The organism is Ornithinimicrobium sp. CNJ-824 (assembly GCF_001942405.1).
In the GTDB taxonomy this organism is placed as follows: Bacteria; Actinomycetota; Actinomycetes; order Actinomycetales; family Dermatophilaceae; genus Ornithinicoccus; species Ornithinicoccus kibberensis.
The window spans coordinates 85,076-99,499 of sequence record NZ_MKKA01000022.1 but is presented as its reverse complement, the minus strand read 5'-3'; the positions used below and the strand labels follow the sequence as shown (position 1 = coordinate 99,499).

The following is a 14,424-nucleotide window of genomic DNA, read 5'->3' as shown; positions in this document are numbered from 1 at the left end:
AGGCCTGTCGGGGACGTTCACCCCGCGGGCGTCCCCGGCCGCTCCTGTGGAAGAGTGGGAACCAGCCTGTGCCGACGCCGTCCACGAGGAGGACCCATGCCCATCGCCACCCCAGAGGTCTACGCCGACATGATCGACCGGGCCAAGGCGGGCAGCTACGCCTACCCGGCCATCAACGTCAGCTCCAGCCAGACGCTGAACGCCGCCATCAAGGGCTTCGCCGACGCCGGCAGCGACGGCATCATCCAGGTCTCCACCGGAGGGGCGGAGTACTTCTCCGGGCAGGGGGTCAAGGACATGGTGACCGGGGCGCTGGCGTTCAGCGCCTTCGCGCACGAGGTCGCCAGGAAGTACGACGTCAACATCGCGCTGCACACCGACCACTGCCCCAAGGACAAGCTCGACGGCTTCGTCCGTCCCCTGCTGGCCGCCTCGATCGAGCGGGTCGGGCAGGGCGGGCTGCCCTACTTCCAGTCGCACATGTGGGACGGCTCGGCCACCCCGCTGGAGGAGAACCTGCAGATCGCCGAGGAGCTCCTGCAGCTGTCCGCGCAGGCCAGGACGATCCTCGAGGTCGAGATCGGGGTCGTCGGCGGCGAGGAGGACGGGGTCGCCAACGAGATAAACGAGCAGCTCTACACCACCCCCGAGGACGCGGTCGCCACGATCCGGGCGCTCGGCGGGGCGGACAAGGCCCGCTACCTGACCGCGCTGACGTTCGGCAACGTCCACGGCGTCTACAAGCCGGGCAACGTCAAGCTGCGCCCCGAGATCCTGCGCACGGCGCAGGAGGCCGCCGCGGCCGAGCTCGGGCTCGGCGCCGACGCCCGGCCCTTCGACCTGGTGTTCCACGGCGGGTCCGGCTCCAGCGCCCAGGAGATCTCCGACGCCGTCGACTACGGCGTGGTGAAGATGAACATCGACACCGACACCCAGTACGCCTTCACGCGGTCGGTGGCCGGCTACATGCTGCGCAACTACGAGGGTGTGCTCAAGGTCGACGGGGAGGTCGGCAACAAGAAGCAGTACGACCCCCGGGCCTGGGGCAAGGAGGCGGAGGCCGCCCTGTCCGCCCGCGTCGTCGAGGCGTGCGAGAACCTGCGCTCGGCCGGGACGCACCGGTGAGCGCGGGACCGGGCAGCGACCTGCTCGGCATCCCGCCCACCCGGCTGCCCGAGGACCCCGCCGCGGCCGCGCTGGCCGAGCAGGACCCCCGGACGGTGGCGACGGCATACCCCGCCTCCAGCCTCGTCTGGGCGGTGCTCGCGGAGCAGGCCCTGGCCACGGAGGACCCGGTGACGTCCTACGCCTTCGCGCGGACCGGCTACCACCGCGGGCTGGACTCCCTGCGCCGCGCCGGGTGGCGCGGCCAGGGCCCGGTGCCGTGGGAGCACGGACCCAACCAGGGGTTCCTCCGGGCCCTGGCGGCGCTGGCCCGCGCCGCGGCCGCGATCGGCGAGGAGGAGGAGCGGGTGCGGTGCACCGAGCTGCTGCGCGCCTCCTCCACGGAGGCCGCCCGCGAACTGGGCCTGTAGACCCCCCGCGGTCGGCGCCGGGACCCCTTGACCGACCCGGCGCGACCGCGCCCCCTGAGTGGCGGGCGGTGCGCGTCCCCTGACGCCCTCACCCGGCCAGCACCCATCAAACCAGACGTTCGCCGCCTCCTCCTGTCCAGATGCTGCCCCTGGCCGTAACCTGCCAAGGGTGACCGACCAGCCCCGCCCCGACGTGCTCCCGCTCTCCTCGGACACCGAGACGCTCTACCGCCACGTGCTGCGCTCCAGACCCGCCCGGCTGGGCGCCCACGCCGAGTCGTTGGGCTGGCCCCCCGCCCGGGCCGAGGCGGCCATCGACGTGCTGGAGTCGCTGCGCCTGGCCCGGCGGGGGGCCGACGGGGTGGTCCGGGCCGAGGACCCCCGGACGAGCGTGACCCGGCTGCTCGACGACGCCGAGGCGGACCTCGACCGGCGGCGGCGCGAGCTCGCCGGGCTCCGCGGGTCGCTGGAGACCTTCGTCGGCGACTACCGGCGCGGGGTCCGGCGCACCCGCCCCCAGGTCCCGCCGTGGGAACGCCTCACCCCGGGGGAGGTGGTGCCGGTCGTGGAGCACCTGATGCGCACCACGGATGGGCCCCTGCTCCAGGTCGCCGGCGCCGAGCGGTCCGGGCCCGGCCGGGCCGACGAGATCCGCCGTCGTCGCGCCGAGGCCGCGTCCTCGGGCCGGGTGCTGCGCACGATCTACCCCGCCTCGGTGCAGGAGGCCTCCGCCACCCGGGACGTCGTCCAGGAGCGGGCCGCCGCGGGGGAGCTGCAGCGCTTCCTGCCGACGGCCGGCGCACCCGTGGAGTTCCTCGTCTTCGGCCGCACGGCCGTCCTGCTCGACGAGGGCGACGGGCCGGAGTCGGACCACCTGCTGCTCCGTCCGGCCGCCCTCGTCGAGGCCTTCGTGACGCTCTTCGAGGGACTCTGGCGCCGGGCGCGGCCGCTCGGTCCGGAGGACGCCGCGCAGGACGCCCGCCTGCTGGAGCTGCTCTCCCTCGGGTACAAGGACGAGGCCGTCGCCCGGCAGCTGGGCCTCGGCCTGCGCACGGTCCGTCGCCGGATCGCCGCCCTCATGGACGAGCACGGCGTCCACACGCGTTTCCAGCTGGGCCTGAGCGTCGCCGCCAGGCGCGGTCCCGCCGACGACGGGCGCCGATAGAGTGGGGCGACCGCACGCCAGCTGAGGAGAGGTCCGCGATGCCAGCGATCGTCCTGATCGGAGCCCAGTGGGGCGACGAGGGCAAGGGCAAGGCCACCGACCTGCTGGGTGGCAGCGTCGACTACGTGGTCAAGTTCAACGGCGGCAACAACGCCGGTCACACGGTCGTCATCGGCGACCAGACCTACGCCCTGCACCTGCTGCCCAGCGGCATCCTCTCGCCGGGGTGCACCCCGGTCATCGCCAACGGCGTCGTCGTGGACCTGGGCGTCCTCGTCGAGGAGATCGACGCGCTCGAGGAGCGGGGGGTGGACACCGGCAAGCTGCTGCTGTCGGCGAACGCGCACGTCATCCCGCCGTACAACCGGGTCCTGGACCGGGTGACCGAGCGCTTCCTGGGCAGCCGCAAGATCGGCACGACCGGCCGCGGCATCGGTCCCACCTACGCCGACAAGATGAACCGCGTCGGCATCCGCGTCCAGGACCTCTACGACGAGTCGATCCTCCGCCAGAAGATCGAGGCGTCGCTGGCGACCAAGAACCAGCTGCTGGTCAAGATCTACAACCGGCGCGCGGTCGAGGTCGAGGAGACCATGGCCGAGCTGCTGCGGCACGCCGAGCGGCTCCGCCCCATGGTGGCCGACACGGCCCTGGTCCTCAACGACGCGCTCGACCGCGGGGAGACCGTGCTCTTCGAGGCGGGCCAGGCCACCCTGCTGGACGTCGACCACGGCACGTACCCGTTCGTCACCTCCTCGAACGCCACCGCCGGCGGCGCCTGCACCGGCGCGGGCGTGGCCCCCACCCGGGTCGACCGGGTCGTGGGCATCTTCAAGGCCTACACCACCCGGGTGGGCGAGGGGCCCTTCCCCACCGAGCTCGAGGACGAGCACGGCCAGTTCCTGCGCGACGCCGGCCACGAGTACGGCACCACCACCGGGAGGCCGCGCCGCTGCGGGTGGGCCGACGCCGTCATCGGCCGCTTCGCCCGACGGATCAACGGCATCACCGACCTGGTGGTCACCAAGCTGGACGTGCTGACCGGTCTGGACACGATCCCGGTCTGCGTGGCCTACGACGTGCAGGGCGAACGCTTCGACGAGATGCCGGTCAACCAGTCCGACTTCCACCACGCCCGGCCGGTCTACGAGGAGCTGCCCGGCTGGCAGGAGGACATCACCGGCTGCCGCACCTTCGAGGAGCTGCCCGCCAACGCGCAGGCCTACGTGCGACGGCTCGAGGAGCTCACCGGCGCCCGCGTCTCGGTCGTCGGCGTCGGTCCGGGGCGCGACCAGTCGATCGTGCTCCACGACCTGCTCGGGCGGGACTGACCCGACCCCGTCCCGGACGGGACCGGGAAGGCCGACGGGGCCGACGGCATACCCGCAGGGGTATCGTGGGGGCATGTCCCGCACCGAGTCCCCGACCGTCGCCGTCCCTGTCACCGAGGCCGGGGAGGTGGGGCACCGCTGGGGGCGTGCCGAGCGCATCGCGGTGGTGTCGACGGGCGAGGGGACCGAGCTGTCCTGGACGGTCCACGAGGTCCGGTGGGACGTCCTGCACGACGAGGGTGGCGAGGGGCAGCACCACGCGCGCGTCGTGCGCTTCCTCCGCGACGAGGGGGTCACCCACGTGGTGGCCGACCACATGGGCGCCGGGATGGCGCGCATGCTGGCGACGATGGGCATCCCGGTCGTCCGGCCGACGGACCGCGACGCCCGGGTCTCGGCGCTGGCCGCCGTGGAGGGCCGGGCCCCGACCGCCTGAGGGGAGGCTGCCCATGCTGGCGGGAACGGCCGCCAGCGGGTAGGCAGGGGGTATGCAGGTGCGTCGTGGCATCCGTGACTACCCCCTCGTGGGGGTCGTCCTGCTCACGGCCGTCGTCGGGGTCGTCCTGGAGATCGCCGGTCCGCCCGGCTCCGCCCGGTGGGTGGTCGGCGCCGTGGCCCTGGTCGTCGCGGCGCTGCAGCTGCGGGGGATGGTCGAGGCGCTGCGGGCGGGCAGCTACGGCGTCGACGTGCTGGCCGTGACCGCGATCGTCTCGACGGTGGCGGTGGGGGAGTACTGGGCCGCGCTCGTCGTGGGCCTCATGCTCACCGGGGGCGAGGCTCTCGAGGACTACGCCTCCGCGCGTGCGGGCCGGGAGCTGACCAGCCTGCTGGCCCGGGCGCCCAGCGTCGCGTGGCGGGAGGACGACGACGGGGACCTGGAGGAGGTGGCCGTCGCCCAGGTCGGCCCCGGCGACCGGCTGCTCGTCCGGCCGCACGAGGTGGTGCCGGTCGACGCCGTCCTCGACTCCGCCGACGGCGTCTTCGACGAGAGCTCGCTGACCGGGGAGTCGCTGCCCGTGGAGCGGGGGAGGGGCGACCGGGTGCTCTCCGGAGCGCTCAACGGGGCGAGCGCCGTGCGCCTGGTGGCCACGGCGACCGCCGCGGACTCGCAGTACCAGCGCATCGTGACCCTCGTGCAGGAGGCCCAGGAGTCGCGCGCCCCCTTCGTCCGGCTCGCCGACCGGGTGGCGGTCCCGTTCACCGCGACCGCGTTCCTCATCGCCGGCCTGGCCTGGGGACTGTCCGGGGACCCGATGCGGTTCGCCCAGGTCCTCGTCGTGGCGACGCCCTGCCCGCTGATCATCGCAGCCCCGGTGGCCTTCATGGCCGGCATGTCCCGCGGCGCGAGGGGCGGGATGATCGTCAAGGACGCGGGGACCCTGGAGCAGCTGGCCAAGGTCCGGTCGGTGGCCTTCGACAAGACCGGCACGCTCACCCACGGCCGTCCTGAGGTCGTCGCCGTGCACCCGGTGGCGGGGGAGGACGAGGACCGCGTGCTGGCGGAGGCCGCGGCGGTCGAGTCCTGGTCGGCCCACCCGCTGGCCCAGGCCGTGGTCGGCGCGGCGCGGCGGCGCGGCGGGGTGCCGACGGCCGTCGAGGCTCGCGAGGTGCCGGCCCACGGCGTCGAGGCCGTCGTGGACGGGGTGGTCGTCCGCGTGGGCAAGGCGGACTTCGTGGCCCCCGAGGCCGTCGCCGGCGACGGCGGGTCGGACGCGGATCTGCCGCGGCCGGCTCCCGGGGCGGGCGGGACGTTGACCGGGCACACCCAGGTCCACGTGTCGCGGGACGGCCGTCTCGTCGGGACGGTGGTGCTGGCCGACGTGGTGCGTGCCGAGACGCCCCGGACGCTGGACCAGCTCCACCGGATGGGGGTGCGGCGGACGGTCATGCTCACCGGGGACGCCGAAGGGACCGCGCGGCGCGTCGCGCACGAGATCGGCCTGGACGACGTCCGGGCCGGGCTGCTGCCCGAGGACAAGGTGGCCGCGGTGACCGGCCTCGAGCGGCCGGTGCTCATGGTCGGGGACGGGGTCAACGACGCGCCGGTGCTGGCGGCGGCCGACGTGGGGGTGGCCATGGGGGCCCGCGGGTCGGCGGCCGCGGTCGAGTCGGCCGACGTCGTCGTCATGCTCGACGACCTCTCCCGCGTCCCGCGGCTGGTCCTGCTCGGTCGGCACACCATGCGGGTGGCCTGGCAGGCGATCGCGATCGGCGTGGGCCTGTCGGTGGTCCTCATGCTCGTCGGGGCCACCGGGCGGATGCCTGCCTTCGTCGGTGCCTGGATGCAGGAGGTCGTCGACCTGGCCTGCATCCTGTGGGCCCTGCTGGCCGCCCGCCCCTCCGGTGACGAGCGTGCGCTGCTCAGCGAGCAGGCACGGACCGGCGCCGGGCCGGCCCCTGCGGTGGGCGCCGCCCACGGTGACCGGCCCGCGACCGACCCGGACCGGGCGCCGTCCTGACGGCACCCGGTCGCCCTACGGAGATCCTCAGCCCACCCAGACGCGCGCGTTGCGGAACATCCGCAGCCAGGGGCTCGGCCCGGTGGGCTCCCCGGGCGTCCAGGACATCTGGAGGTTGCGCTGGACCCGTTCGGGGTGCGGCATCATCGCGGTGAACCGTCCGTCGGGGGTGGTCACCGCGGTGAGCCCGCCGGGGGAGCCGTTGGGGTTGAGGGGGTATGCCGTCGCCGCCCGGCCGTGGTGGTCGACGTAGCGCAGGGCCCCCAGCACGGCTGACTCGTCGCCACGGGCCGAGAAGTCGGCCCGACCCTCGCCGTGGGCGACGGCGATGGGGATGCGGGACCCGGCCATCCCGGTGAGGAGGACCGAGGGGGAGTCGAGCACCTCGACCAGGCTCAGCCGCGCCTCGTACTGCTCGCTGCGGTTGCGGGTGAAGCGGGGCCAGGCCTCCGCACCGGGGACGAGCTCGGCGAGCGCGGCGAACATCTGGGCCCCGTTGCAGATGCCGAGCCCGAAGGTGTCGGTCCGTGCGAAGAAGTCCGCGAAGGACCCGGTGAGCCGCTCGTCGAAGAGCACCGACCGGGCCCAGCCCTCGCCGGCGCCGAGGGTGTCCCCGTAGGAGAAGCCGCCCGCGGCGACCAGCCCCACGGCGTCGGCCAGGTCGAACCGTCCCGACTGCAGGTCGGTCATGTGCACGTCGTAGGTGTCGAAGCCCGCCCGGTCGAAGGCGAAGGCCGTCTCGACGTGGGAGTTGACGCCCTGCTCGCGCAGGACCGCCACGACGGGCCGGGCGCCCCGGGACACGTACGGCGCCGCGACGTCCTCGCCGGGGTCGAAGGTCGTCGACAGGTGCAGGCCCGGATCGTCGTCGGCGCCGACGAGGGCGTGCTCCTCGTCCGCGCACGCCGGGTTGTCCCGCAGCGCCGCGATCCGCCAGGAGACCTCGTCCCAGGCCTGGGCCAGCTCCCTGACCGGCTCGTCGAGCACCAGGTCGCCGGCCCGCACGCGCACCCGCCGTCCGGTCGTGGCCCGGCCCAGCTCGTGGGTCAGGGCGTCGAGGCCGTGCCGGGCCAGGACGGAGCGGGCCTGCTGCGTCCCGCCGTCGACGACCTGGAGCACCACGCCCAGCTCCTCGGCGAACAGGGCGCCCAGCTGCTCGCGCAGACCGTCGTCGCCGACCGGCAGGGTCACGTCCAGACCGTCCCCGCCGGCGAAGGCCATCTCGCACAGGGTGGCCCACAGGCCACCGTCGGACCGGTCGTGGTAGGCGGTCACCAGCCCCAGCTCCCGCAGCTCGGTGAGCGCCCGGCCCAGGGCGACGAGCCGGTCGGGGTCGTCGAGGTCGGGGACCGCCCCGCCGAACTGGCCGAGCGCCTGCGCCAGCACCGAGCCGCCCAGGCGGCCGCGCCCGGCCCCGAGGTCGACGAGCAGGAGCGGTGCGCCGGCGGTCAGCTGGGGGGTGAGCGTGCCGCGCACGTCCGGCAGGGTGGCGAACGCGGAGACGACGAGCGAGACGGGGGAGACGACCTGCCGGGCCTGCCCGTCCGCGCCGGTCCACCGGGTCCGCATCGACAGGGAGTCCTTGCCGACCGGCACGGAGATCCCCAGCGCGGGGCACAGCTCCATCGCCACGGCGTGGACGGTGTCGTAGAGGGCGGCGTCCTCGCCCGGCTCGCCCGCGGCCGCCATCCAGTTGCAGGACAGCTTGACCCCGGACAGCGTGACCGGGGCGGCCAGGAGGTTCGTCAGGGCCTCCCCGACCGCCATCCGGCCGGAGGCGGGCGAGTCGACCGCCGCCAGCGGCATCCGCTCGCCGGTGGCCATCGCCTGGCCGGCGGACCCGACGTGGTCGGAGAGGGTGACGGCGACGTCGGCCACGGGCACCTGCCAGGGCCCGACCATCTGGTCCCGGTGGGTCAGGCCGCCGACGGTGCGGTCCGCGATCGTCACGAGGAACCGCTTGGACGCCACCGTGGGGTGGCGCAGCACCGCGTAGGCGGTGTCCCGCACCCCGGCGGCGTCGAGCCCGGCGACCGACAGCTCGGGTGCCGACCGGTCCACCCGTGGCGCGTCCCGCGTCATCCGCGGGGGCTTGCCGAGGAGCACCTCCATGGGCATGTCGACCGGGAGGTCCTCGCCGTCGCCGGCGGTGAGGACCAGCTGCCCGTCGTCGGTGGCCGTCCCCACGACCGCGTAGGGGCAGCGCTCCCGCTCGCAGAGGGCGGCGAAGGCCGCCAGCGACCTCGGGTCGATCGCCAGGACGTAGCGCTCCTGGCTCTCGTTGGACCAGATCTCGCGGGGGGAGAGGCCGGACTCCTCCAGCGGCACCGCCGTCAGGTCGAAGCGCGCGCCGAGGCCGGCGTCGTCGACCAGCTCGGGGAAGGCGTTGCTCAGCCCGCCGGCGCCCACGTCGTGGATCGCCAGCACCGGGTTGTCCTCCCCGAGGGCCCAGCAGTGGTTGACGACCTCCTGGGCCCGCCGCTGCATCTCGGGGTTGCCCCGCTGCACCGAGTCGAAGTCGAGCTCGGCGGCGTTGGCGCCGGAGGCCATCGAGCTGGCGGCCCCGCCGCCCAGCCCGATGCGCATGCCCGGCCCACCGATCTGCACGAGCAGCGTGCCGGGGCCGAAGCGGACCTTCTCGGTCTGGGAGGCGCTGATCGAGCCCAGTCCGCCCGCGCTCATGACCGGCTTGTGGTAGCCGCGGTGCACCCCGTCGACGGTCTGCTCGTAGACCCGGAAGAACCCGCCGAGGCCCGGTCGGCCGAACTCGTTGTTGAAGGCCGCCGCCCCGACCGGGCCGTCGAGCATGATCTCGAGGGGGCTCGCCAGGTGGGCGGGAGCGTCATACCCCTGCTCCTCCCACGGCTCGTCGGTGCCGGGCAGGTGCAGGGAGGAGACGGCGAAGCCGGTCAGCCCCGCCTTCGGGGCGCTGCCCCGCCCGGTGGCCCCCTCGTCCCGGATCTCCCCGCCCGCGCCCGTCGCGGCACCGGGGAAGGGGGAGATGGCGGTGGGGTGGTTGTGCGTCTCGACCTTCATGAGGACGTGCACCTCGTCCTCGCGGGCGACGTAGCGGCTGGGCCCGGGGTCCTCCGGGAGCCAGCGGGTGACGCGGCCGCCGCGCATGACCGAGGCGTTGTCCTTGTAGGCCACGACCGTGCCCTCCCCGGCCACCGCCTCGGTGTGCCGGATCATCCGGAAGAGGCTGCGCTCCTGCGGCTGCCCGTCGAGGACGAAGTCGGCGTTGAAGATCTTGTGCCGGCAGTGCTCGGAGTTGGCCTGGGCGAACATCGTCAGCTCGACGTCGGTGGGGTTGCGCCGCAACGCCGTGAACGACTCGACGAGGTAGTCGACCTCGTCCTCGGCCAGCGCCAGCCCGTAGGCCCGGTCGGCCTCGAGCAGCGCCGCGCGGCCGCGTCCCAGTACGTCCACGTGCTGCATCGGCGGCGCCGTCCGGGCGTCGAACAGCGCGGCCGCGTCCTGCGGGGTGCGCAGGACGCTCTCGGTCATCCGGTCGTGCAGCAGCGCGGCGCAGGCCTCCCGCTCCTGCTCGGACAGGCCCACGCCCCCCTCGAGCCGCAGGTGGTGCTCGACCACGCGCTCCACCCGGTGCACGGGGACCCCGCAGCCGTGCACGATGTCGGTCGCCTTGCTCGCCCACGGCGAGACGGTGCCCAGCCGGGGGGCCACGACCAGTACCTCCTCCTCGACCGGGCGGCCGGCGCCGTCCCCGAGCCGGTCCGTCCCCGTCCACGGCTCGCCGTAGGTCAGGATCGCCCGCAGCCGGGCGGTCGTCGCCTCGTCGAGCTCCTCGTCCGAGGCCACCCAGTGGACGTGGCGCGCGGAGACGTCGGTGACCCGGTCGCAGACCGACCGGAGCCGGCGCAGCAGCGCCCTGGCGCGGAAGTCGGAGAGGGCGGACCCGCCGGCGAAGGTGGTCAGCACGTGCTGGGACGGGGCCATGGGCGGGGTCTCCTGGGGGAGCTGCGGGAGGGAGGTTCCACCATACAAAGGCGGGGTATGCCGTCTCAGCCGGCGTGGAGGGGCGGTGCCGGGGTGGTGAAGGGGCGCCCGGTGAGCGCCTCGTAGGCCTCGACGTAGCGGGCCCGGGTGAGCTCGACCACCTCGTCCGGCAGGGGTGGGGGCGGGGCGTCGGAGGCGCGGTCCCAGCCGCTGGCGGGGGAGGTGAGCCAGTCCCGGAGGACCTGCTTGTCGTAGGAGACCTGGTGCCGTCCGGGCTGCCAGGCGTCCGCACGCCAGAAGCGGGACGAGTCGGGCGTGAGCACCTCGTCCGCCAGGACCACGTCGACGGCGTCCGGATCGACTGCCGCCCAGTCGATCTCGTCGCCCGTCCCGAGCCCGAGCTGGGCCGGGTCGAGGCCGAACTCGACCTTCGTGTCGGCGATGAGGATCCCGCGGTCGGCGGCGATCTCGTTGCCCCGCTCCAGGATCGACACCGTCAGGTCGCGCAGGCGGGCGGCCAGGCGGGTCCCGACGAGGTCCTCGACCCCGGCGAACGGCAGGGGCTGGTCGTGCTCGCCGACGGGGGCCTTGGTGCTGGGGGTGAAGACCGGGCCGGGCAGCCGCGAGCCGTCGACGAGGCCGGGCGGGAGGCGGACGCCGGAGACGGTGCCGTCGGCACGGTACTCCGCCAGGCCACCGCCGGTCAGGAAGGCCCGGGCCACGCACTCCACCGGCAGCATCCGCAGCCGCCGCACGTAGACGGCCCGGCCGGCCACCTCGGCGGGCACGTCGGTGGAGACGACGTGGTGGGCGTCGACGACGTCGGCGAGCTGGTCGAACCACCACAGCGACAGCTGGGTGAGCACCGCGCCTTGTCGGGGACCGGGGTGGACAGGATGTGGTCGTAGGCGCTGACGCGGTCCGAGGCCACGAGCAGCAGCCGGCCCTCGTCCCGGGCCCCGGTGGCGGGGTCCAGCGGGGCGTAGAGCTCCCGGACCTTGCCGGAGTAGATCAGCTCGTGCCCGGGGATCTGCATCGCCATGTCAGGCCTTCCTGGTCGGGACGTGGACGTCGCCCTGCTCCGCGGCCCGGGCGATGTCGCCCCTGAACCGGGACCCCGGCAGGTGGATGCGGTGGGCGGCGGCGTAGGCGCGGGACCGGGCCTCGGCCAGGTCCGCCCCCAGGGACACCACGCTGAGGACCCGGCCGCCCGCCGAGACGAGCCGCCCGTCGCGCAGGGCCGTCCCCGCCTGGAGGACGTGCACCCCGTCGACCTCCTCGGCAGCGGCCAGCCCGGTCACCTCGTCCCCGGTGCGCGGGGCGACGGGGTAGCCGTCCGCGGCCACCACGACGGTGACGCTGCTGTCGGGCGACCAGTCCAGCGGGGGCAGCTCGGCCAGGCGGCCCTGGGCCGCGGCCAGGAGGACCCCGGCCAGCGGCGTCCGGAGGCGGGCCAGGACGGACTGGGTCTCCGGGTCGCCGAACCGGGCGTGAACTCCACCACCCGCGGACCCGCGGCGGTGAGGGCCAGGCCCACGTAGAGCACGCCGGTGAACGGCGTCCCCCGGCGGGCCATCTCCCGGACGGTCGGCAGGGCCACCGCGGCGACGACCTCGTCGACGAGACCGGGGTTCTGCTCGTCGATCCAGGCCAGCGGGGAGTAGGCGCCCATCCCGCCGGTGTTGGGGCCGGTGTCCCCGTCACCGGCGCGCTTGAAGTCCTGCGCCGGGGCGAGCGGGACGACGGTCCTCCCGTCGGCGAGGCAGAAGAGGGACACCTCGGGGCCGTCGAGGAAGTCCTCGACGACGACGCGCCCGCCGGGCCGTGACAGGCAGCCCGCGGCGTGCGCGAGCGCGACGTCCAGGTCGCCGGTGACGACCACTCCCTTGCCGGCCGCGAGTCCGTCCTCCTTGACGACGTAGGGGGCGCCGGTGGCCGAGAGCGCGGCCCGCGCCTGCTCGAGCGTCGTGCAGACGTGGGCGGCCGCGGTCGGGACGCCGGCCGCGGCCATCACCTCCTTGGCGAAGGCCTTGCTCCCCTCCAGCCGGGCGGCCGGGGCCGTGGGGCCGAAGCAGGCGATACCTGCGGCCGTCAGCGCGTCGGCGACCCCGGCGACGAGGGGACCCTCCGGGCCCACGACGACGAGGTCGACCTGCTCCTCGCGCGCCAGGCGGACGACGGCGGCGGGGTCCGTGGGGTCGCCGGCCACGCACCGGGCCACCTGCGCGATCCCCGGGTTGCCCGGCAGAGCCAGCAGGGCCTGGACCTCGGCGTCGGCCGAGAGGGAACGGGCCAGGGCGTGCTCGCGGGCGCCGGAGCCGAGGAGGAGAACTCTCACGGGCAGCCAGCGTATCCGTGCCGGCGCGGGCACGGGTGTGGCCCTCCTGGAAGGCAGGGGGGTATCTCCCAGGAGGGCCACGAGCAGGGCAGGGTCTACCGGGCTGATGGGGGGCTGCCCGGTGACTCGCACGATCCCTGCTGCCGACCGAAGCCGACGGATCAACACTAGACACGACCGGACCCGAATGTCATCCCCAGAGGTGTCGGGTTGGTGACAGTGACGGGTATCCGACACGATGGTGGGGTGATCGCCTCCCCGGACCGTCCTCCCGTCGCGCGCCGACCCCGTCCCGGCACTCCCGCGGCGAGACCTACGAGGAGTTCCTCTCCCGGGTCTACATGGCGGCGGTCCGCCTGGGCGTCCCCTCGCGCAGCGCGCTGCGACAGTCGGGGCTCAGCGACGCGGACGTCGACGACGCCGTCGCCGAGCTCGTCGAACGCGGCATGCTGTCCAGCAGCGAGGACCCCGACCGCTGGTTCGTCGTCCCGCCCCGCGAGGCGTTGACCCGCCGGATGGACCAGGTCGAACGACGCGTCGCCCTGACCAGGGCCACCGCCTCGGAGGTGGAGAGCCTGTGGCGACGCGCGATGGGCGACGTCGGGCAGGCCAGGGGGCCGGCCCAGGTGGACGGGCTGGCGGGGACCGTCGAGATCGCCCACCGGATCGCCGAGCTGCACCGGTCCGCCACCACCAGGGTGTGGTGGGCCGTCGACGCCTCGGTCGCGGCCACCGGGCTGTTCGCGGACCTCGCCGCCGGCTCCACCCGCCTGTCGGTCCGGGAGGAGGTGCAGGTCCGTCTCGTGCTCGACTCCTCGCTCCTGGGGGACCGGTACGCCCTGGCCTTCGCCGACCGGGCGCGCGAGCTGGGCCACGAGGTGCGGGTCGCCAACGGGGTGCCGTTCTCGGTGCTGATGACCGACGACAAGGACGTCCTGGTGGACCTGAGCCGGTACGCCGAGGACGGGGACGGGTCCTTCGGGGCCCACCGCGTCACCTGGGTGCAGGCGCTGAGCCAGCTGCTCGTCGCGATCTGGGACCTGGCCACCCCCTACGGGACCGTGCTGACGGCCGGGCAGGTCGGCGAGGGCCCCCCGGTCGTGCCCGGACGGCTGCCGCTGGGGGACAAGGACGCCAGGGTCCTGGCCCTGCTGGCCACGGGGGCCAGCGACAAGATCATCGCCCGCCAGCTCGGCGTGTCCGTGCGCACCGTCGAGCGCCGGGTGCGTTACCTCATGGAGCACCTCGGGGCCGCGACGCGCTTCCAGGCCGGGGTGCAGGCCGTGCGCCGGGGCCGGGTCTGAGGGCGGGGCACGTCCGGTCGGCCGGTAGGCTTGGACCTTTGCCAGGGGAGTCCACGTCCGTCGGACGTCAGGAGAGCGAGGGTGGAGTGAGCGCCACGACGAACGACGTCGTCGCCGTCGAGATCGCGGCCGAGCAGGCCCACGTCGACCGGGTCTACGACGAGCTGGCCAAGGCCGCCGACCGGGTCGGTCTCGTGCACGCCGAGGGCATGGCCCGCGGCCGGACCGAGCGGGCCGGCACGGGCGACCCGCGGGAGGAGGAGCTGGCCGGGCTGTTCGAACGGGATGCGCTGGTCTTCGCCGCCAACCGTCGCCGGGCCAGCCTCGAGCAC

Annotated in this window: 8 protein-coding genes and 2 pseudogenes; 7 read left to right on the top strand and 3 right to left on the bottom strand. The window is 74.7% G+C overall.

Annotated elements, in window-relative coordinates:
• Positions 1-96: 96 nt before the first annotated feature.
• From fbaA to BJF81_RS09365, 6 genes are all read left to right on the top strand, one after another.
• Positions 97-1,125: a class II fructose-bisphosphate aldolase gene (gene fbaA, locus BJF81_RS09390; RefSeq protein WP_075958112.1), complete on the top strand. Its 1,029-nt coding sequence runs from the start codon at positions 97-99 to the stop codon at positions 1,123-1,125.
• Positions 1,122-1,535, top strand: coding sequence for a DUF3151 domain-containing protein (locus BJF81_RS09385; protein WP_075958197.1), 414 nt, complete (start codon positions 1,122-1,124; stop codon positions 1,533-1,535). Before fbaA ends, BJF81_RS09385 begins: the two co-directional genes overlap by 4 nt.
• A 169-nt stretch (positions 1,536-1,704) precedes the next feature.
• Positions 1,705-2,700 (top strand): hypothetical protein, encoded by a 996-nt coding sequence (locus tag BJF81_RS09380; protein WP_075958111.1) that lies wholly within the window; start codon positions 1,705-1,707, stop codon positions 2,698-2,700.
• Positions 2,701-2,738: 38 nt separating this feature from the next.
• Positions 2,739-4,031 (top strand): adenylosuccinate synthase, encoded by a 1,293-nt coding sequence (locus BJF81_RS09375; protein WP_075958110.1) that lies wholly within the window; start codon positions 2,739-2,741, stop codon positions 4,029-4,031.
• A gap of 73 nt (positions 4,032-4,104) precedes the next feature.
• The gene (locus BJF81_RS09370) at positions 4,105-4,467 is read left to right on the top strand and encodes a NifB/NifX family molybdenum-iron cluster-binding protein (RefSeq protein WP_083664118.1); all 363 of its coding nucleotides are present in this window, start codon (positions 4,105-4,107) and stop codon (positions 4,465-4,467) included.
• Positions 4,468-4,519: 52 nt separating this feature from the next.
• Positions 4,520-6,490 carry a heavy metal translocating P-type ATPase gene (locus BJF81_RS09365; RefSeq protein ID WP_075958109.1) on the top strand — a complete coding sequence of 657 codons (1,971 nt, stop codon included), beginning with the start codon at positions 4,520-4,522 and terminating at the stop codon, positions 6,488-6,490.
• A gap of 27 nt (positions 6,491-6,517) precedes the next feature.
• Here BJF81_RS09365 and purL read toward each other — a convergent pair whose 3' ends face one another.
• From purL to purD, 3 genes and pseudogenes are all read right to left on the bottom strand, one after another.
• Complete coding sequence (purL, locus tag BJF81_RS09360; protein WP_075958108.1) at positions 6,518-10,450, bottom strand: phosphoribosylformylglycinamidine synthase; 3,933 nt, start codon at positions 10,448-10,450, stop codon at positions 6,518-6,520.
• Between the two features lie 65 nt (positions 10,451-10,515).
• Positions 10,516-11,492, bottom strand: a pseudogene (locus BJF81_RS09355) (phosphoribosylaminoimidazolesuccinocarboxamide synthase).
• Between the two features lies 1 nt (position 11,493).
• A pseudogene (purD, locus tag BJF81_RS09350) lies at positions 11,494-12,788 on the bottom strand (phosphoribosylamine--glycine ligase).
• Between the two features lie 341 nt (positions 12,789-13,129).
• Between purD and BJF81_RS09345 the strand changes: the two are divergent.
• On the top strand, positions 13,130-14,092 hold the full coding sequence (locus BJF81_RS09345; protein ID WP_075958107.1) for a helix-turn-helix transcriptional regulator: 963 nt from the start codon (positions 13,130-13,132) through the stop codon (positions 14,090-14,092).
• The last annotated feature ends 332 nt before the right edge of the window (positions 14,093-14,424 follow it).